Genomic DNA, 19,991 nt, shown 5'->3' on the forward strand with positions numbered 1-19,991 from the left:
ACGGACGAAGTTCAATTTTCTATTGCATCATCTTTAGCCGCTGGCGGCTATTGTCAGCGATACCTTTACGCTTCTTTACACTTGTAAGACTGCCTCTTTTAAATGAAATCGTTATACTAAATAACCTGCTGAATTATCAGGCTAAATTTTTTAGCTTTAACTTTGATGTCTGAATAGTATGAAAAAATTTGCGAAACGTTTATCGATGGTTTTAGTGCTGTTTTTGTTCGTAGCAGCAGTTGGATCGCTCTATTACAGCTCTCGCCCTGAAGCCGAACCAGCTTATGTGACTGAAGCTGTACAACGCGGTGATATTGAAAATACCGTATTGGCAAACGGCATGTTGCACCCTGCCAAGCTAGTCAATGTTGGGGCGCAAGAATCCGGGCAAATCAAACACTTAGCTGTTGGGCTTGGCGATGAAGTTACACTGGGCCAATTGATTGCTCAAATTGATAGCCTGAGTCAGCAAAATGCCTTGAAGCAAGCGCAAGCGTCATTAGCCAGTATTAACGCGCAGTATCGTGCTAAGCAGGCGCAAATTCATCAGGCCTCACTTGAGTATCAAAGGCAACAACGAATGCAGGCCGATAATGCCAGCTCACGTGCGGATTATGAAGTCGCAGAGGCAAATCTTGCCATCTATCAGGCTGATCTGGAGCAATTAAAAGCCGAGCAGCAACAAGCTGCGATTACCGTGGATAGCGCCAAGGTTGATTTAGGTTATACCACGATTGCTGCACCCATGGCTGGTACGGTGGTATACACCTCAGTAGAAGAGGGGCAAACCGTAAATGCGAATCAAAGCACTCCAACCATCATCGAATTGGCACAACTCGACACCATGATCGTGAAGGCGCAAATTTCGGAAGCGGATGTGATTCATGTGCATCCTGGCCAAGACGTTTATTTCACCATTTTGGGTCAAGCCAAACACCCCTATCGTGCGCAATTACAGGCCATCGAGCCTGGACCTACCTTAATGGATGGTGATGATAGCGATCTGAGTGTCAGTGACAATGAAGCGATTTATTACAACGGTTTCTTTGAAGTGGAAAATCCCGGTCATACCTTACGAATTGGCATGACCGCTCAAGTGTCGATTGTGTTGGATAAGGCGCAAGACACCTTACTGGTTCCCGCTCAAGTGCTACAGAGAAAGCCGGGTTCTAAAGGCCGCTATCAAGTGCCGGTGTTGGTGAACCAGCAGCTGGAGTATCGAGATGTGCAAGTGGGCATTAACAATAAGATCCATGCCCAAATACTTACGGGTTTAAATGAAGGTGAGTTAGTGGTTGTGGGGGCTCCTGGTGAGAGTAACGCCGCAGGTAATCGCCGTCGTTCGCCAATGGGTTTTTAGTCATGAGTGAAGCCTTACTAGAAGTCTCCAACATTTCGCGTTCTTTTAGTGCTGGAGAGCAGCAGCTGACGGTTCTCAAGCAAGTGAGTTTATCGATCCAAAAAGGGGAAATGGTCGCAATTGTGGGAGCCTCGGGCTCGGGGAAATCCACCTTGATGAATATTCTAGGTTGCTTAGATAAGCCGACTCAGGGACGTTATTTAATCCAAGGTCAGGATACTTCAACCATGGATGTAGATCAGTTAGCCGCCCTGCGACGTGAGCACTTTGGGTTTATTTTTCAGCGTTACCACTTACTGAGCGATTTAAGTGCGGTGGCCAACGTTGAAGTGCCGGCGATATATGCGGGTAAGAATAAGGTCGAGCGTAAAGCACGGGCACAGGATTTACTGAGCCGTTTAGGTCTGGCTGACCGTTTCGACCATAAGCCGAGCCAACTCAGCGGTGGCCAACAACAGCGCGTGAGTGTTGCGCGCGCGTTGATGAATGGTGGTGATGTGATCCTTGCGGATGAACCCACTGGCGCACTAGATAGCCAAAGTGGCGAAGAGATGATGGCGCTGTTACGCGAGTTACATCACGATGGTCATACTATTATTTTAGTGACTCATGATATGCACGTGGCACAATTTGCTGATCGTATTATTGAAATCAAGGACGGTGAAATTCTCAGTGATCGCCGCAGTAGCGCTGGTTCGACAGCGACACTGGCTAAAGTGATGTCAACGAACAAGCCCGGGTGGTTTGCTTGGGACCGCTACTTAGAGGCCTTGAAGATGGCCCTTTTAGCGATGTCGAGTCATCGCTTACGCACTTTTTTAACCATGTTAGGTATTATTATTGGGATTGCTTCGGTGGTATCGGTGGTTGCCTTGGGTGCTGGTTCACAACAAGCCATCTTAAAAAATATCGCTTCGATGGGTACCAATACCATTGATATTCGACCGGGTAGCGGTTTTGGCGACCGACGTTCGGGTCGGGTTCGTAGCTTAACCGCAGCCGATGCCGATGCGCTAAAACAGCTATCTTTCGTCGATAGCGTGACGCCTTCTTTAAGTACCAATGTTACCATTCGTTTTGAGAATCAAGCGGTAACAGGTAGCGTGGAAGGTGTGGGACCGGAGTATTTTCGAGTAAAGGGTTATCAACTCGCGCAGGGTCAATTTTGGGATCAAGCCAGTGTCGATTCCTTAGCGCAACAAGCGGTCATCGATAGCAATACCCTTAAGTCGTTGTTTCCTGACCAGTCCCCGCTGGGTCAAGTGATGTTTCTGGGCAGTTTACCGATCCGCATTATCGGCGTCACTCAGCCCAAAACCAGTGCGTTTGGCAATAGCGATTCGCTAAAAGTATGGTTACCTTATACCACGGTTGCAGGGCGGATGATTGGCCAGCGTTACCTCAATAGCATTACGGTGCGCATCGATCAGTCTGCCCCCAGTAATGCTGCCGAGCAAGGGATTATTAGCTTGCTTAAAATGCGTCACGGTAAGCAAGACTTTTTTACCATTAATACCGATACCATCCGACAAAATATCGAGAAGACCACCGCTACCATGACCCTATTAATTTCTGCTATTGCGGTGATTTCTTTAGTGGTTGGTGGCATTGGTGTGATGAATATTATGTTGGTATCGGTGACCGAACGAACCAAAGAAATTGGCGTGCGGATGGCGGTTGGTGCGCGTCAAAACGATATTTTACGTCAGTTCTTGATTGAAGCAGTGTTGGTTTGTTTGTGCGGTGGGGCGATTGGTATCGGCCTAGCATATCTGATTGGGTTTGTTTTTGCGTCTACTGGCGGTAGTTTTCAGATGATATATTCAACCAGCTCGATTGTGGCAGCCTTCGCTTGTTCCACCTTAATAGGTATTTTATTTGGCTTTTTACCCGCCCGCAATGCCGCCAAACTTGATCCCGTTGATGCACTGGCAAGGGAGTAGCATGATGAATTCACAGTTGTATAAGTACAGCACTGTTGGGCTCGCAATGAGCTTATTGACGGCTTGTTCTCATTTCAGTCGCAGTGAGTTTCATCCACCCGAGGTGCTTACGCCGCAAGTTTGGCAAGACGCAGTCGAACCAAGTGAGGCGACAACAAACACGCTTGCTAGCCGTTCGCTTAGTCAAGATCGTTGGTGGGAGAAATTTAATAATCCTGAGTTGGATCGACTCATCGAACAGGTATTGCAGACCAACAACAATTTAAGCTTGGCAACTTTAACCTTGCATAAGGCCCGTTTAGAAGCTGGCTTGAGTGAAGATCAACTCTATCCTCAGTTGTCTTCGAGTTTGTCTGCTGGTCGCAGTAAAGACTTCAATGATGGGGCCAGCAGTGGCTCCTATCAGGCTAATATTTCGGTGGGTTACCAAGTCGATCTGTGGGGTAAGGTTTCGGCAGATATCGATCAGGCGCGTTGGTTAGCCATTGCCAGTGCTGAAGATCGTGAAAGTACCGCACAAAGTTTAGTTGCCACCACCGCTTCACTATATTGGCAACTTGGATATCTCAAGCAGCGTGTTAGTCTCAGTAATGGTAGTATTAAAGACGCGCAGCAAACCTTGCAGTTAACTCAGTCCCAGTACCAATCGGGGGCGGTGACCATTCTCAATGTATTGGAGGCGAAGCGCAGTCTGGCTAGCCTGCAAGCCAATCATAGCCAGTGGTTACAACAGCTTCACGAGGCGCAAAATGCCTTGGCAATCCTTTTTAATCAACCTCCTGCAGAGGACCAACTGCAGATAAAGCAATTACCCGAAGGGCCGATGCCCTTGGTGATCGAAGGCGTTCCCGCTGATATTTTAGTGCGGCGTCCCGATGTGAAGGCCGCGCTGTATCAACTGAAGGCAGCCTTGGCCGGCAAAGACTCAAGCACTGCGAGTTACTTGCCCGCCTTGAGCCTAACGGGATCGCTAGGTGGCTCTTCGAATCAGCTGAAAGAGTTGTTACGTAACCCTATTGGGACGTTGGGAGCAGAGTTAGCGTTACCTTTTTTACAATGGAATCAATTGCAGCTTAATCAGCAGATATCCGAAGTGCAGTATCAGTCGGCAGTGGTCCAATACCGTCAAACTCTCTATCAAGCATTTGAAGATGTTGATAACGCATTATCGGCACGCCAGCAGTATCTATATCAAGGGCAGCGTTTAATTGAGCAATATCAAAGCGCCAAAGAGGCGGAGCGGATCTATCAAAGTCAGTACCGAAATGGTGCCGTTGGGATTAAAGATTGGCTAGATGCGCAAGAACAATTGCGTAACGCCGAGGCTTTGCTACTGGAAAATCGTTACCAACAGTTTGTTACTCAGGCGACCTTGTACTTAGCTTTAGGGGGAAGTGACATTGCCCCACAGTTAGCTGGTAAATCGAGCGATATAAAGTCTTAGTTGTTGGTTGAGCCGCAGCTGCTTTACTCGCTGGCGGCTTAACTTATTGCAGTCACAAGTTTGTAGTCTCGAACAAAAATGCGCTACGAGCTCGAGTACTTTACTTAATTAAGCATTCTCGGCAGTGGCGCGGGCATTTTGTACTTGAGTCATTAAATCTTGTGCTTTTTTGATCACTGCGCTGGCTTCTTTAGTGCGACGTTTTTGTAGTAAGTAGTCGGAAAAACGTAAGTATTTATTTGCCATACGTTGACGAGTCTGTACCAGCAAAGAGAAATCATTAGGAAGCTGTTTCGCCATCGATCGTACTTCTTTAGCCAGCTTATCGAGTGATTTGATTCGCTTCATATTATTGATGCGTTGCTGAAGGTCATCAAATTGGTGTTGATATACCAATTCAGCCGCATGGTAGGGGAAGTCAATCTGTTGATTTTTGGCTTTGGCTTGCTGGTAATCCGCCATTTGCTGGATTGCTGACTTTAAAGCATTTGCTTGGGCAAGGCGTTGCTGCTGTTGTTCGCTATTACCAAAGAAGGCTTCGCCAGCTTCGATCATTGAAGCGAGCTTGATTACATCGAGCTTGTCGCGCGCCTTGTCAAATAATTGGGTGAATACCTGCTCTGATTTCTGGTTAGGTTGAAACTGAAAATCTGTTCTAACCTGCATTAAATCGCGGTAGATGGTGTAGATATCATCACCGTCTTCACTATGTTGGTAACGACCTTGCTCTAGATGTGTATTGAGACGCTGGCTGAGAGCTTCCACTGTGCTCATCCATCCTTGATTGATATCTTCGGCGGTTAGGGCAAGAGTGTAAGAGTCTGGATAGATGCGATTTACCTCTTGTAATAGAGACTGAATGGCATAGTAATCAGGATAAGCTATGCCTTTATTATTAAGCAGATTGTCAATTTTTTTTTCATAGTAATTAATTACCAAGCCTTGCTTTTGACGCAATAAGGCTTGTTTAGGGATTGCTTGTTGATCGGTAATTGTTGCTAACAGCGGCAGAAATTGTTGTGGGCTTAGTGCTAATAATTCACGATTGGCTTGTTCGATTTGTTGTCGCGAAGCCAAGTCGCGTTGTGACTGTTTGACCTGTTGGTGTAAGTGCTGATAAGTCGCACCTGCGGAGGCAATCAGAGCGAAGGTCAAGCAAACACTTAGGGTTGGGTTTATATAGCTTTTGGTTAAGTCTTTTTCGAGTGTAGCTAAATCAATTGTTCGTTGCTTAATGTTAAATTTTAGACCTTTTTTTAAACTTGCCCAGCGTAATATGGAGACATGCTTGGGCTTGTCAGGGAATATATTTTCTTTTGCCGCTTGATTGATGGGCTTGCGATTAAATGGGTGCTTACTGGTAAGTAATTCATAGCTGATGCAACTAAAGGCAAACACATCGTCGGCGATGCTGGGGTTTGCGCCTGCCAATAACTCTGGAGACGCATAAGTGGGGGTAAAGCCACTAACTGGAGAGGTTTCTTCTGGCTTGTCGGCCGCATATTGATCTGCATTTAAATTAAGCGCTCGGGATACGCCAAAATCGAAGATCTTAATGGTTCCATCACGTGCCAGCATGATGTTGCCAGGCTTTAGGTCCGCATGAACTACACCGTTGTTATGCGCATAACCTAGGGCCGATAGTAATTGCTTCAGTAAAGCAAGGGCGCTCTTGAAAGGCAGTCCATGAGGACGGTGACTTTTAATTATTTCATCTAGAGTTTGTCCGTCTAGCCATTCCATAATCAAATAATAGTCTTCTTGGTCAACTCCAAAGTCATAAACCCTAATGATATTTGGATGACTTAAACGCTGGGTTTTTCTGGCTTCTCTGATCAGGATCCGAGCTGCGTCGGGCTGGTTATGAAACTCTTTCTGTAGCAGTTTAATCGCAACATAGGGCTGGCTATCACCAGCCGCTTCAAGTAATAAATCTTTCGCTCGATAGACATCACACATCCCACCGTGTCCTACCAGACCTTCAATTTGATAACGTTTTTTGATCACCCGATTGATCATTTTACAGTCATTGCTGTTGGACGTTTCGCTTTCTTGGATTTTTGAGTCTGCTAGGTTATTCGATTGATATATTTGTGTATGACCGACCTTGGTTTCGTCTTTTAATTTTTTGTCAGTATGTTTTTTACTTGAATCATCCATGAAGCCGCCGTATATAATTTAACCAAACTTTTGTTGTGGTGATTTTTTTAATTTGTCATATAAATAAATTTATTTTTTATTTCCACTAACAACCAATATATTATCAGTGGAGTATGATGCCAATCTTTACTGGGTTTACCTTTGTGGGATTCAGTCCTTTCAGTCTAAATAATTTAAATTACATTAACAACAATATAATTACTAATAAAATTCGAGTTAATTTATTTTTATAAAAAGTTTTTTATTTTTATTGATTAAATTATTCCTTGGGTGTAATAATACGGCCTCTTTTTTGTAGTGATATTTTGGTCATTAGTTATCTTAGGTTGATGGGTTCTACTCAAAGTAAAAGAGAATGCTTCTAGGGGACGGAAGATTATGGATTTGTGTTTATCTGTGATGAGTTATCACAGGTTTACCTCTGGCGTGGAAGAAAAAAAACATTTCTTCAGTGATTCAGGGGAATCGGTACTGACGATTGGGCGGGCGAGTCAATGCTCTTGGTGTTTACCTGATCCAGAAAGAGTGATCTCTAGCCGTCATGCTAGGGTCGAGTTCAATCAGGGGGTATTTTGGCTTTACGATACCTCAACTAATGGGGTTTTTGTTAATCGTTCGGTTGAACCCATCGAAAAAGATAAACCTTATCAATTGGTTGATGGTGATATCTTGGCGATTGCTGATTATGAAATAGCGGTCAATTTGTCTGCTTTACCGGAGGACTTGCAAACTCAAAAAGTAATCTCTGCGGCTGTAGCTGCAGAAGATTTTGGCGTTCTTGCTGAGCCGCCATCGCCAGCTCCTAACTCGCTCAGTTTAGATTCCAGTCTAAATGCCAATCTAAGTGATGCTTTTATCTTGCCCTCAGCTCTGACGCAAGATTCGTCATCAAATATTCCAGAGGATTGGAATGCTTTATTTGCTAACGATCCTAGGATTGAAAAAGCGTTAAGCCTTGAGCCTGAAGTGACTGAAGAACAGCCTATTAATACAAAAATAGTCCATTCGCAGACACTCAACGCTGGCGTTGCCAAAGCAGAAAAGCTGACGTCAGCTTTTGTTTCGGATATTGATCGGACTCCGTCTCGTCCATCGGCAACACCACTCTCAGCAAATTCGATTGATGAGCAGACGCATCTTGGTGCTTTTTTAGAAGGGATGGGCATTTCTGCGGATCTTATTTCTCAAGAAAATCCGATCCGTTGGTGGCATCAATTAGGAGGGATAACTAGGGACTCTCTCGATGGGATTATGAACACTTTACATAATCGAGCAGCATTTAAAGAAAATACTCGGATTAACCAGACGACTTTTCGTAAAAATGAAAACAATCCATTGAAATTTTCAACCAATGCTGAAGACGCCCTTCATAACTTACTACAGCGTAAGACTTCAGGGTTTCTCCCTCCTGAACGAGCGGTAAAGGAAGCCTTTATTGATCTCGAGCGACATGAATACGCCTTGCTTTCCGGTGTTGAGGGGGCCGTGGCGAGTGTCATGCAATTGCTTGACCCCAAATCGATAGCGTCGAAGGTCCACAATACGCAGGGCATCGCGAAGTATTATTCGGCAATTGAAAAGCATAAAAGCTGGAATCGTTATTGTTCAGTACACAGTGATTTAGAACATGAATTTAGCCAAAACAACAATGCTTTCTATATGGAAGATTTTGCGAAGGCTTATGAGGCGACTTTAAAGCGCATAGACCAAAAGGGACAACGATGAGCAAAATAGGGAAATTAGTACTTAGTATGCTGCTGAGTATGTCAATGTTGGGCTGTACGGTAGCCAATTATGTAGTCGAACCATATTCAAAACTGCTATTTAGTGTGGCTAAAAATGTTAACCCCGATATTACTGGGCGAGCTTCTCCTGTGGTGGTGAAGGTTTTCGAATTGTCTTCAAGAACCTTGTTTGATAGCCAAGATTTTTTTGCTTTATATGATGATGCAGCCCAAGTTTTAGGCCCAGACTTGATTCATAAGACTGAGTTTGAATTTGAACCTGGCAGTCAGTCTGAATATAAGTTGTCACTTTCCCCTGGGGTGCGTTATGCCGGCGTTTTAGTTGCGTATCGAGATATCGACACCGCGAGTTGGCGAGAAGTTGTCACCATCGATCCTACCAATTACAAAACTTTTAATATTCATGTCGGCGAACTCGCCGTATTTGTTGGTAACCCATGATGCAATTGGGGAACAAGAAATGAGCGATTTTTGTCGTGTGGCTTGGACTGAGGGTATGTTTTTGCGTCCTCAGCATTTTCAGCAACAAGAACGTAGTTTAAGTTTTCAGCAACAACAAATGTTGCAGCAGTCAAACTACTTTTGGGGAATCAATGAGTTAGTGATCGACAACGCATTGTTAAGTCATGCGAAGTTCGGTTTGTCAAAGATAAAGGCTTACTTACCTGATGGCGCGTTGATGGTTTCTCCTGAACGCGATCCATTACCGGAACCGCTATCGCTATCGCTAGATAGTCGTGTTCGCGACCAGATGGTGTTAATTGCGATTGCGACCGAAAAGTCGAATAGTTTGAATGTATCGGCGCAAGCGAATAGCGTCACGCGTTACCGTTTTGTTGATCACGAAGTTGCTGATACCTCGCTCGGTAATGATGCAATAGAGGTACTGCAGTTGGCTCAGGCTGGCTTTGAATTGAAGCTAGAAAGCGACAATTTATCGGGTTACACAACTTTGCCGGTTGCCAAAATTAGTGCCGTTTCTAAAGAGGGGCAAGTGACTTTAGATGGAAAATTTGTACCTCCTTGGCTGAATGCGCAGAACAATGCGGTGCTAAAGCAGCACTTATTAGAAGTTCATGGTGTGATGCGTCAACGGGCAGAAGCTTTAGCTGCACGGATTGGCGCTGGTCAGGGTAGTACTAGCTCAATTGCCGATTTTTTAATGTTGCAGTTACTGAATCGCTATGATGCATTGCTGGGACATATCTTACATACCAGCGGTTTGCATCCTGAACGCCTATATCAAGAATTAGCGAGTTTGGCTGGGGAACTCGCTACTTTTTCTAGTAAGAATAAGCGAGCACCGCAGTTGCCTGCATATCAGCATCAACAACTCACAGGAGTATTTGGTGACTTGATGGTAGTGCTTAACCAATATCTAAGCATGGTGCTTGAGCAAACCGCGATTCAGTTGCCTTTAGATCAAACTAACTATGGTATTCGGATTGCTCAAGTACAAGATAAAGGGCTGCTTGACCGCGCTGAATTTGTGTTGGCGGTTACTGCCAGCCTTAGTTCTGATGAGTTACGCAAGCGTTTCCCCGCGCAAGTGAAAATTGGTCCGGTAGAGCATATTCGGGATTTGGTTAACAACCAATTGCCGGGCATTTCCGCTGTTGGTTTGCCAGTTGCACCGCGGCAAATACCCTATCATGCCGGTTTTCATTATTTCAAATTAGATAAGAGTAACGACTATTGGGCGCGCCTAAGCGCGAGTGGTGGGATTGCCATCCATTTGTCGGGTCATTATCCAGAGCTTGAAATGAATCTCTGGGCGATTAGTCAGTAATTTGAGTACCAAGGAAGAGTATTGATGTCAGAAGCTACAGTGATGAAGCCTCGGCCAGGGAATCGCGGCGCGAACAAGTCTGTCAGCGATTTAGGCAAAATTGCGGCTAGCGCGGCAGAAGCCGAATGCACCGTGCTTATCACGCCTTCGAAAAATAAGGAACGGGGGGTTCAACTCCTTAAGTTTGGCGATAATCCCTTGATTGACGAAGCGAGTATTTTGTTATCGATGGTGGGGCAAATTCGATGTACTGCGAAGCATGGAGATATCGCGTCGTTACGCCAAGTGTGCATCGATAAGATTCGGGATTACGAAGCCAATTTACGTCACCTACAAATTAGTGCCGAGCAAATTGAGGCGGCACGCTACTGCATGTGCTGTTTTATCGACGAGACGGTACTCAATACTAACTGGGGTGGACAGTCGATTTGGGCGAGTGACAGTTTACTCTCGACTTTTCACTCGCAAACTTGGGGGGGCGAGTACTTTTTCACCTTACTCGATGAAAACTTAGTCGCCCCTCATCAAAAGGCCTCACTATTAGAGCTTCAATATTTATGTTTAGCCTTAGGGTTTGTCGGAAAAATGCGGGTAACAGAGCGAGGTCAAGATCAGCTAGAAGCCTATCGCCAACAAGCATTTGAACGTTTACAAGTGATTCATGGTGAGTCTGAAATTGCCTTATCTCCACAAAGTAACGCTAGTGTCAATATGATGAAGGAGGCTGGTGGTGGGATCCCAATCTGGGTGCTGACGGCTATTTTGGGTGTGCTCTTGTTATCGATTTACATGACGAGCAGTTATTTCATTAATAACTATTCAGATCAAGTGTTTAACCAACTCAATACTTTGGCGCGCTGGGACGCTACGGTCAAAACTTCGGTTGAGCGTGATGATCAACAATTGCTGATGTTGCAGCAGCGTTTACAAACGGAAGTGAATCGCCAGCTACTAGAGGTCCAGCCGCTCAGTGATCGTGTTCGTATCACGATTCATTCAAGCGAGTTATTTGCGCCAGGAAGTGCAGAAGTGAAGTCTGCACTGGTGCCGATATTACAAAAACTGTCTCGAGCTTTAGAGTCAACCAGTGGTCGGATCCTAATCACCGGACATACCGATAATCAACCGATCTTTACGAGTCGTTACCCATCTAATTGGCATCTTTCGTTAGCGCGAGCGACCGCCGTTGCTAATACCATGTCGGTGGGCACTTTGTTGCAGGGGCGCTTGTGGCCGGAGGGACGAGGTGACTCTGAGCCTCGAGCAAGTAATGACTCAGAATCTGCGCGGGCGTTAAACCGTCGGGTTGAGATTGATTTGCTTTATTAAGCATTGTTAAAGGATCTAAAAATGTTTATCAGGTTGTTTTTTCAACGCTTATTACAGTTATTAAAATCCAAATGGACGATTAAAGTGATTGGCTTTTTAGCTTTATCCTTTTTAATTTGGTTTGGTGGTCCGCTCATTGCTATTGCTGGCGCAGAGCCCTTCGTGGGGGCATTAGCGCGTTGTTTGACGATTCTTATTGTTGCGATGATCTGCACCGTGTATCAGCTATGGCAGCATTTACGCCGTCATAAACAAGATCAACAAGCGGTTCAATCGTTACTCGATGGTGAAGGGGAACAGAGTAACGATGAAGATAGTCGTAGAGAAGTTGAGACGTTACGCGAGCGAGTGGTGACTGCATTAGAAGTACTTAAGAATTCCAACTTGGCAAGAGGCCAAGGGGTATATCAATTGCCTTGGTACATCATGATCGGCCCTCCGGGAACCGGAAAAACCACGGCTCTAAAAAATTCAGGTTTAGAATTTCCCTTGAAAGACAGGTTGGGAGATGACCCCTTAGCTGGGGTGGGTGGGACGCGCCATTGTGACTGGTGGTTTACCAACAAGGCCGTATTAATCGACACCGCAGGTCGTTATACCACTCAAGATAGTAACAACGTAAAAGACGCTAGAGCTTGGTTGGGTTTTCTCGGATTACTTAAAAAGTATCGAACCAAGCGGCCAATTAATGGTGCCGTTGTTACGGTCAGTTTGGCGAGTCTATTGCAGCAAACTCGTACTGAACGCAATTTACATGCTCGGGCGATTAAGCAGCGTATTCATGAGCTTAAAAATCAGCTCGGGATGCAATTTCCAGTCTATGTGATTTTAACTAAGGCCGACCTAATCGCAGGATTTAGTGAATTCTTTGCTGATTTGAATGCGAATGAGCGAGAGCAAATTTGGGGGATTACCTTTCCTTTGGTCGCGGAAAATCCGGAGTTGGGTGTTGTTGGTCAATTTAATCGAGAATTTCATGGCCTTCTGAAGCGGATCCAAGGTCGATTAAACCAGCGTTTACAGCAAGAACGAGATATCGATAAACGAACCTTGATGTACGAATTCCCGAAACAAATGCATTTATTGCAATCGAGTATTGATGATTTTCTAAAAGAGGTTTTCTCGCCGAATGCTTTTGAAGAAGCGCCTATGTTACGTGGTTTATACATTGCGAGCGCAACCCAAGAAGGGAAGCCAATTGATCGTGTGATGACCGAAACGTCTAGTGGTTTAGGTTTGGGCCAGGTGCCACTGAAACAACAGGCCGGGGAAACTAAAGGCTATTTCATTAAACGTTTATTAGAGGATGTGATTTTCCCTGAGCAATATCTTGGCTCGGTTAATCGATATCACCAAAAAAATGCCTTGTGGACTCGCCGATTGGTGATTGGTACTTGTTGTTTGAGTTTATTGCTATGCAGCGTGTTCTGGTACAACAGCTATCGTTGGAACAAGCAGCTCGTTGATCATAGTGAGATGGCGGTTAGTCAATATCAGGATCTGGTTAAGCCGAGCTTAAGTAAAGATACCGATGTGATAACCCTTGTCCAGGCTTTAAATCTGTTGCGTGACTTACCTGCAGGTTTTAGCCATCAGCTGGTCGATAAAGATGTTCAGCGGATGGGTTTGTATCAAGGTGATAAAATTGGTCAACCAGCACAAGCGGCATACCAACGAGCCTTACAGGGATATTTTGCGACTTACCTCACCAATGCGCTGAAAACTGAGTTAGCCGAAAATGAGGTCTATTTGGAGTACCTCTATGAGTCATTAAAGACTTACTTAATGATTTACGATGCTGAGCATCGAGATCTAGAGCTGTTATATAGTTGGTTTGAGGTGTATTACGAACGCAAACTGCCGGGCGAAATTAATCAAACCCTTCGCCAGGATCTGATGGCCCATACTCGCAATTTGTTTCGTGTTGGGGTCAATACGGTTGCTGTCGATGAGCAGGCGATAGCGCAGGCGCGTAGTGTATTAACCCGGATGCCTTTGGCCGAACGGGCTTATCAACGCTTGCGTATCGAATTTCTTTCAAGCCATGTCGCTGATTTTAAGTTGAGTGATGTGTTGGGACGCCAAGGTCGCCAAGTGTTCAATCGTTCAAGTGGTACCCCTTTGCATGAGGGGATCCCTGGTTTGTATACCTATAGTGGATTCCACGGTTTATTCCGCATTGAAAATAATCGGATTGTTAAACGTTTGATGGAAGACAGCTGGGTGTATGGCGATAGCTTATCGATTGATGAAGCCACTCGCGATGAAGTGGTGCAAGCGGTGAGAGAGCGTTACTTTAAAGATTATGTTTATGAGTGGGAGCAGTTACTCGCAGACATTCAACTGAAACCTTACGCTTCGGCACGAGAAGGTGCCGAGTTAGTTCAAAAGCTCACAGGCTCTGAGCGGCCGATGCAAAGCTTGATCCTTGCGGTGCAAAAAGAGTTGCGCTTAAGCGATGTTACGCTTAGTGATAAAGCTAAGCTGGCAGGGGATGTCGCGGCCAATGCGGCCGACGTGGCGTTTAAAAATCAAAAGGCTCGAATTAACCGTTTTTTACCCAACGATATGTCGGCGGCGAAGCTTTCCTTGCCCGGCGTGGAAGTTGAAGCGGAGTTTGAAGATTTACTCAGTATTAACGAGGCTGACTTAGAAGGTTTGCAAGCTTCACTATTAGAGCTTCGCGATTATTTAGAGGTTTTATCGGAGTCGAATAATAAACGCGCTTATACCAGTTTAATAAATGATAGTAGCCAGGCTGCGGTTAGTAGTGCCTTACGCCGTAGTCGAAAAATGTTACCAGCTCCTTTTGCCTCATGGATGAGTGAGTTGTCGAATCAAACCGTCGCCTTGGCTAAACGAGGCGCGCAGGTTCATGTGAATACGATTTGGAAGGATAGCGTCTACAAGGAATACCGAGCAGCTATTCGAGGTAAGTACCCGTTTAGTCATAAAGCCACTGAAGACGTTAGACTCAAAGATTTCTCTCGCTTTTTCGGTTATGGCGGAACCATGGACCAGTTCTTTGAGCGTTACCTAAAGTCTTCGGTCGATACCAGTAAGCGAGTCTGGAAGCTAGAACGCTCGGTGGGAATTGATGCAGACTCCCTCAAGGTCTTTCAACAAGCGCGACGGATCCGCGACGTATTTTTCGAACCTGGTACCCAAATACCGCGAGTGGAATTTGGTTTAAAACCCCTATCTCTGGATGCCCATATCAATAACTTCAGAGTTGAAATGGGTGAGCAGGAGTTGGTTTACCGGCATGGACCGCGGCGTACTTCGCATTTCATTTGGCCTGGCGACGCCAGTCGCAGTACCCGTTTAGCTTTTGTACCACCTAAATCGGGCCATTCAATTTCTGAGACGTTCCCTGGCAATTGGGGCTTGTTTCGAATGCTCGATGGTTTGTTAGCGCAGCGTCCAGCGAGTCGTAAAGACAACATTCTCGATATCGAAATTAAAGGGAATAAGGTAAAGCTCGAGTTAATTCCGAATACTGCCATGCACCCTTTTTGGTCTAACGATTTGGCGAGGTTCGCATGTCCAGTCAGCCTATAAGCGGATTTGGTTATTTTGGAAAAGTCCCAGCTCGAGGTGATTTTATTCAAGGTCATTTACCCAATGATTTTGTGAGCGCTTGGCGTGAATGGTTGCAAGCCGTGACCGCTGTCAGTCGCGAACAACTCGGAGAGCAATGGTTAGATCGTTATCTGACCAGCCCCATCTGGCATTTTGCTCTTTCTGCTGGCGTATCAGGAGAGTCTGCGATGGGGGGAACGTTGATGCCTAGTGTTGACCAAGTTGGTCGCCACTTCTACTTCACTATGGCAAAACCTGTGAATGTGCAGCCAGTCAGTCTTTGGCAGCAGCGAGAGTGGAGCGAGCACAGTGAACAGAAAGTACTTAAATTGCTTGATGATGATACCGACGTACAACGTTGGGCTGAAAGCATTCGTCAACTCGACTGGTTGGAATCTATCGCAGTAGCTAATCCAGTATTAAATGGCGCCAAAGACTCTCAACAACTGGTATTAGAGAGTGAGCAAGTAATCAACAGTGAAAACTTATTGCATTTGCAACTACGTCAGAACTTAGGGCGCTACTGCATATGGTGGACTCATGGTTCTGAGCATGTACCTGAATGCACGCTGGTGACCGAAAGTTTGCCGTTAGTTAGCCAGTTTTCAGCCATGTTAGATGGGCAATGGGAGCATTGGGGATGGTAGCGCATTCAACATTGTTAGACGGATTTTTTGTGAGCTTCGCACGAAGCCATCCTGGAAAAGTGCGTCCATATAATGAAGATGCTGTGCTTGATTTACGTGAAGCTGGCGTGTGGGTGGTTGCCGATGGCATGGGGGGCCATGCGGCCGGAGACATTGCCAGTCAAATGGTGATTGATAGTGTGACGCAAAGTGTTGAGTCAAGCCCAACTGAGCATTTAAGTATTGATTGCCTACGCAAGGCCTTACTTGGTGCCAATCAGCAAATCATTGACTATTCGCAGCAGCACTTAGCGGGGAAAACGGCAGGCAGTACGGCTGTGTTACTGCAGATTCGAGATGGTTTCTATCATTGTCTTTGGGTCGGGGATAGTCGTATTTATCTGTTTCGCGATCAGCAGTTACAGCGTAAAACTCGCGATCATAGCCAAGTCATGGAAATGGTCGAACAAGGTTTAATTGCTGAGTCTGAAGCAGAGCAGCACCCTTTGTCGAATGTGATTACTCGAGCCATTGGGGTAAGTGAAGCGCTGACCGTGGATCAAAGCTCCGGTCAGTTGCTACCGGGAGATCAATTTTTATTGTGCTCCGATGGTTTAACCAAAGAGCTCAGTGATGCTGATTTGGCGATGTGCATGCAAGCGAACAGTGTTTCTGATATTGGTTTGGCCTTGATGCATTCCGCTTTGGTGAAAGGCGCGAGTGACAATGTGAGTTGTGTGTTGGTGAAGGTATGTCAAAGCGATACCGGAACTGATGAAGAACATTGTGACGATACGGTTCCCGTATTTTTTAATCGGCGCTAGGAGCTTAAATGTTTGACCAACTGTTCGAGATTGATTTTCTGGCATTAGCAAAGCCTCTATCTGAAGCGCGACCTTGCGGTGAAGACCCGCGCTTAGATGCTTCACCTTTATCGACCTACTTTACGCTTAAAGATGTTCGTAACGGTGCTCGGGCCGCAGAGCGTAATGCCTTGGTGGATAACGAGCCGCTTTTGAGTCTCGCTCATGAATGGGACCCCATTATTCAGCGAGTTCCCGAGGTATTGCTCGATACTTGTAAAGATTTAGAACTCGCGGCTTGGCTGATTGAAGCCTTGGTGCGCCGCAAAGGATTTAAGGGCATAAAACTGGGCTTTGATGTTGCGCGTAGCCTGATTGAACAGCATTGGGAAGATCTGTACCCCAGCCCAGATGAAGATGGGCTACTTACTCGCGTCGCGCCTTTGATCGGACTTAATGGTTATGACGGTGAAGGCACCCTGTTAATGCCGATTGCTTGTGTGCCTTTAACCGAGCTGGTTGAAGACCAAGCCTATTCCTTGTGGGAATTTGAACAAGCGAGCGAAGTGGAGCGTTTCGATGATACTAAGCGTAGCCAGCGTTATGCCGCTGGCGCGGTGCGGCTGGAAGATATTACTCACACGGTGAAAGCGACTCGCGGCAGTTTTTTTGTTGAGTTGTTAAGTGATATTGAAGCCGCCATGGAATCCTATCTGCTTTTATCACAGTGCATTGATGAGGCGGTTGGCGAACCGCAGCCCAGTTCTCACATCGCTAAGCGTCTTACTGAATGTGCAGAGGCGGTACGTTATATCGCCGCTGATAAATTGGCTGAAGCTGAAAGCCAGTCAATGACGCAGCAAGTGAGTATGGCCTCGACAGATGGCGCGCTTTCTGCCGCGGACGCAGTTAGTCCTCATTCGCAGTTAAATAGCCGGGTAGAGGCGATTGCTCAACTGACAACAATAGCAGATTTTTTTAAGCAAACAGAACCTCACTCGCCAATGGCTTATGCCATTGAGCAAGTGGTTCGTTGGAGTGGAATGAGCTTACCGGATTTACTCCAAGAGCTGATTACAGATAACGATGCTCGAACCGGGTATTTCCGATTGACCGGAATTATATCGGAACAACAAGACTAACGTGGTGCTTAGCGCTCTACGTGTTAATCAATAACAAGGAGATTGATATGGACAGTATCCACGGCAAGTTGTCTCGGGTACGCAAACCAAGAGTTCACATTACTTACGATGTGGAAACTGAAGGTGCTGCAGTTAAAAAAGAATTACCGTTTGTCGTCGGAGTGATGGGGGATTTTGCGGGCGACAATACCACGGCATTGAAGCCGCTTAAAGACCGTCGTTTTATTCAGATCGATCGCGACAATTTTGATGATGTATTGAAGCGAATGAATCCTAAATTAGAGTTTAAAGTGGATAACAAACTTGCGGACGATGATTCATTGATGTCCGTCGAATTGGCTTTCCAGTCGATGAAAGATTTTGATCCTGCAGCCGTGGTTAATCAAGTCGAGCCATTACGTAAGTTGATGGATACACGTAATAAGCTTCGTGATTTGATGACCAAAGTCGATCGCTCAGAAGACTTAGAAAATATTTTGGAAGAGGTCTTAAATAATACCGACTCTTTGCAAAAATTAGCGGGTGAACTAACGAAAGATGTTAATCCGGAGGGCGCAGCATGAGTCTTGAAAGCCAAACCGTTCTAGACCCAAGTGTTGAACAAGCGCAGGGCTCTATCTTGGAGCAGGCGATTGGCGCGACGAAGCAGACGGACTACTCTCGCTCAGAAGAATTGTTAAGAACACTTACTGAAGAAGCGTTGAAAGGTACCGTGACTTGGAATAAAAATCTTACCGTAACTTTTCGAGAAGCGATTGCCGGGATTGATGAACTTATTTCCAAGCAGCTTGCTGAGGTGATGCATCACCCAAGTTTCCAAAAGCTGGAAGGATCTTGGCGTGGTTTGAATTACTTAGTGATGAATTCTGAAACTAGTCAAACTCTGAAAATTCGAGTGCTCAGCATGAGTAAGAAAGAGTTGCATAAAGATTTGAGCAAAGCGGTTGAATTTGATCAGAGCCAAATTTTCAAAAAGGTTTATGAATCTGAGTTTGGAACGCCAGGGGGTGAACCTTACGGTGCCTTAGTTGGTGATTATGAGTTTACCAATCATCCAGAGGACATCGAAAGTTTAAGTTTGATGTCGAATGTTGCAGCGGCCGGCTTTGCGCCCTTCTTATCGGCATCATCACCGGCTTTATTTGGTTTTGATAACTGGACCGAACTAACCAAGCCTCGTGATCTTGAGAAGGTGTTTGAGTCTTTAGAGTACACCAAATGGCGTTCATTCCGCGAAAGTGATGATTCTCGATTTGTGACGCTAGCTATGCCGCGAGTATTGGCGCGTTTACCTTATGGTGAAGCGACAACGCCGATTGAAGAATTTCGTTATGAAGAGTTTGAACTTGATCCGCAAACTGGCATGTCCAAAACCACTGAGCATGATGAATACTGTTGGATGAATGCTTCCTATGTATTAGGTGCGCGGATGACCGAAGCTTTCGCTAAGTATGGTTTTTGTACTGCTATTCGTGGTGCCGAGGGAGGCGGCAAGGTTGAAAACCTGCCTTCGCACCTCTTTGTTTCCGATGATGGCGATCCAGATTTGAAATGCCCAACTGAAATTGGCATTACTGATCGACGTGAAGCGGAATTGAGTAAATTAGGTTTTTTGCCTTTGTGTCACTATAAAAACACCGATTACGCAGTGTTTTTTGGCGCGCAAACCTGTCAAAAATCCAAGCGCTTTGATAATCCAGATATCACTGCAAATGCGGCTATTTCTTCACGTTTACCATACATCATGGCTACCTCTCGTTTCGCTCATTACCTTAAGGTGATGGCTCGCGACAAAATTGGCAGTTTTATGGAAGCTGAAGACGTTGAGAATTGGTTGAATCGATGGATCTTAAGTTATGTCAACGCCTCTGAGGGAGGCGGTCAGGAGATCCGTGCGAAATACCCATTAGCTGACGCTAAGGTTCAGGTAAAAGAGATCCCTGGTGCGCCGGGTTCCTACAACGCCGTGGCTTGGTTACGGCCTTGGTTGCAGATGGAAGAACTCACCACATCGTTGCGCCTGGTCGCAAAAATTCCAGAAATTGGCGGATAATTAAAAGCGGGCCGC

General features: G+C 45.6%; 14 protein-coding genes. 13 read left to right on the top strand and 1 reads right to left on the bottom strand.

Annotated features, from left to right (window positions below; translation table 11 throughout):
• Window positions 1-178: 178 nt before the first annotated feature.
• Genes ACRRS0_RS00720 through ACRRS0_RS00730 form a run of 3 tightly spaced genes read left to right on the top strand, consistent with a single transcriptional unit; the run spans window position 179 to window position 4,747 of the window.
• Window positions 179-1,360: an efflux RND transporter periplasmic adaptor subunit gene (locus ACRRS0_RS00720; RefSeq protein ID WP_432455119.1), complete on the top strand. Its 1,182-nt coding sequence runs from the start codon at window positions 179-181 to the stop codon at window positions 1,358-1,360.
• Window positions 1,361-1,362: 2 nt separating this feature from the next.
• Entirely contained in the window at window positions 1,363-3,303 is a 1,941-nt protein-coding gene (locus tag ACRRS0_RS00725) for a MacB family efflux pump subunit (protein ID WP_432455118.1), read from the top strand.
• 1 nt (window position 3,304) lies between these two features.
• Complete coding sequence (locus tag ACRRS0_RS00730; protein WP_432455117.1) at window positions 3,305-4,747, top strand: efflux transporter outer membrane subunit; 1,443 nt, start codon at window positions 3,305-3,307, stop codon at window positions 4,745-4,747.
• A gap of 108 nt (window positions 4,748-4,855) precedes the next feature.
• On the opposite strand, the gene ACRRS0_RS00735 is transcribed toward ACRRS0_RS00730, so the two are convergent.
• Window positions 4,856-6,907, bottom strand: coding sequence for a serine/threonine-protein kinase (locus ACRRS0_RS00735; RefSeq protein ID WP_432455116.1), 2,052 nt, complete (start codon window positions 6,905-6,907; stop codon window positions 4,856-4,858).
• A 378-nt stretch (window positions 6,908-7,285) separates the two neighbouring features.
• Between ACRRS0_RS00735 and tagH the strand changes: the two genes are divergently transcribed.
• From tagH to tssC, 10 genes are read left to right on the top strand one after another with little or no spacing between them, the layout of a single operon-like run.
• Complete coding sequence (gene tagH, locus ACRRS0_RS00740) at window positions 7,286-8,632, top strand: type VI secretion system-associated FHA domain protein TagH (protein WP_432455115.1); 1,347 nt, start codon at window positions 7,286-7,288, stop codon at window positions 8,630-8,632.
• The gene (gene tssJ, locus ACRRS0_RS00745; protein ID WP_432455114.1) at window positions 8,629-9,093 is read left to right on the top strand and encodes a type VI secretion system lipoprotein TssJ; all 465 of its coding nucleotides are present in this window, start codon (window positions 8,629-8,631) and stop codon (window positions 9,091-9,093) included. Before tagH ends, tssJ begins: the two co-directional genes overlap by 4 nt.
• Window positions 9,094-9,112: 19 nt before the next feature.
• Window positions 9,113-10,441, top strand: coding sequence for a type VI secretion system baseplate subunit TssK (gene tssK, locus ACRRS0_RS00750; protein WP_432455113.1), 1,329 nt, complete (start codon window positions 9,113-9,115; stop codon window positions 10,439-10,441).
• 24 nt (window positions 10,442-10,465) lie between these two features.
• Window positions 10,466-11,770 carry a type VI secretion system protein TssL, long form gene (gene tssL, locus ACRRS0_RS00755; RefSeq protein WP_432455112.1) on the top strand — a complete coding sequence of 435 codons (1,305 nt, stop codon included), beginning with the start codon at window positions 10,466-10,468 and terminating at the stop codon, window positions 11,768-11,770.
• Between the two features lie 21 nt (window positions 11,771-11,791).
• A complete protein-coding gene (gene tssM, locus ACRRS0_RS00760; protein WP_432455111.1) occupies window positions 11,792-15,331 on the top strand; it encodes a type VI secretion system membrane subunit TssM in 3,540 nt (1,179 codons plus the stop codon).
• Entirely contained in the window at window positions 15,313-15,999 is a 687-nt protein-coding gene (gene tagF, locus ACRRS0_RS00765; RefSeq protein WP_432455110.1) for a type VI secretion system-associated protein TagF, read from the top strand. Before tssM ends, tagF begins: the two co-directional genes overlap by 19 nt.
• Window positions 15,993-16,802, top strand: coding sequence for a PP2C family protein-serine/threonine phosphatase (locus ACRRS0_RS00770; protein WP_432455109.1), 810 nt, complete (start codon window positions 15,993-15,995; stop codon window positions 16,800-16,802). Before tagF ends, ACRRS0_RS00770 begins: the two co-directional genes overlap by 7 nt.
• A gap of 8 nt (window positions 16,803-16,810) precedes the next feature.
• The gene (tssA, locus tag ACRRS0_RS00775) at window positions 16,811-17,923 is read left to right on the top strand and encodes a type VI secretion system protein TssA (RefSeq protein ID WP_432455108.1); all 1,113 of its coding nucleotides are present in this window, start codon (window positions 16,811-16,813) and stop codon (window positions 17,921-17,923) included.
• 47 nt (window positions 17,924-17,970) lie between these two features.
• A complete protein-coding gene (tssB, locus tag ACRRS0_RS00780) occupies window positions 17,971-18,486 on the top strand; it encodes a type VI secretion system contractile sheath small subunit (RefSeq protein WP_432455107.1) in 516 nt (171 codons plus the stop codon).
• Window positions 18,483-19,976, top strand: a complete 1,494-nt coding sequence (gene tssC, locus ACRRS0_RS00785) for a type VI secretion system contractile sheath large subunit (RefSeq protein ID WP_432455106.1) — start codon at window positions 18,483-18,485, stop codon at window positions 19,974-19,976. Before tssB ends, tssC begins: the two co-directional genes overlap by 4 nt.
• The last annotated feature ends 15 nt before the right edge of the window (window positions 19,977-19,991 follow it).

The sequence above is a fragment of the Agarivorans sp. QJM3NY_29 genome, from assembly GCF_050870835.2.
In the GTDB taxonomy this organism is placed as follows: domain Bacteria; phylum Pseudomonadota; class Gammaproteobacteria; order Enterobacterales; family Celerinatantimonadaceae; genus Agarivorans.

What these genes read in the sequence shown, in the direction of transcription:
- ACRRS0_RS00720 (WP_432455119.1), top strand. Translation starts at nt 179, where the DNA reads ATGAAAAAATTTGCGAAACGTTTATCGATGGTTTTAGTGCTGTTTTTG.
- ACRRS0_RS00725 (WP_432455118.1), top strand. Translation starts at nt 1,363, where the DNA reads ATGAGTGAAGCCTTACTAGAAGTCTCCAACATTTCGCGTTCTTTTAGT.
- ACRRS0_RS00730 (WP_432455117.1), top strand. Translation starts at nt 3,305, where the DNA reads ATGATGAATTCACAGTTGTATAAGTACAGCACTGTTGGGCTCGCAATG.
- ACRRS0_RS00735 (WP_432455116.1), bottom strand. Translation starts at nt 6,907, where the DNA reads ATGGATGATTCAAGTAAAAAACATACTGACAAAAAATTAAAAGACGAA.
- tagH (WP_432455115.1), top strand. Translation starts at nt 7,286, where the DNA reads ATGGATTTGTGTTTATCTGTGATGAGTTATCACAGGTTTACCTCTGGC.
- tssJ (WP_432455114.1), top strand. Translation starts at nt 8,629, where the DNA reads ATGAGCAAAATAGGGAAATTAGTACTTAGTATGCTGCTGAGTATGTCA.
- tssK (WP_432455113.1), top strand. Translation starts at nt 9,113, where the DNA reads ATGAGCGATTTTTGTCGTGTGGCTTGGACTGAGGGTATGTTTTTGCGT.
- tssL (WP_432455112.1), top strand. Translation starts at nt 10,466, where the DNA reads ATGTCAGAAGCTACAGTGATGAAGCCTCGGCCAGGGAATCGCGGCGCG.
- tssM (WP_432455111.1), top strand. Translation starts at nt 11,792, where the DNA reads ATGTTTATCAGGTTGTTTTTTCAACGCTTATTACAGTTATTAAAATCC.
- tagF (WP_432455110.1), top strand. Translation starts at nt 15,313, where the DNA reads ATGTCCAGTCAGCCTATAAGCGGATTTGGTTATTTTGGAAAAGTCCCA.
- ACRRS0_RS00770 (WP_432455109.1), top strand. Translation starts at nt 15,993, where the DNA reads ATGGTAGCGCATTCAACATTGTTAGACGGATTTTTTGTGAGCTTCGCA.
- tssA (WP_432455108.1), top strand. Translation starts at nt 16,811, where the DNA reads ATGTTTGACCAACTGTTCGAGATTGATTTTCTGGCATTAGCAAAGCCT.
- tssB (WP_432455107.1), top strand. Translation starts at nt 17,971, where the DNA reads ATGGACAGTATCCACGGCAAGTTGTCTCGGGTACGCAAACCAAGAGTT.
- tssC (WP_432455106.1), top strand. Translation starts at nt 18,483, where the DNA reads ATGAGTCTTGAAAGCCAAACCGTTCTAGACCCAAGTGTTGAACAAGCG.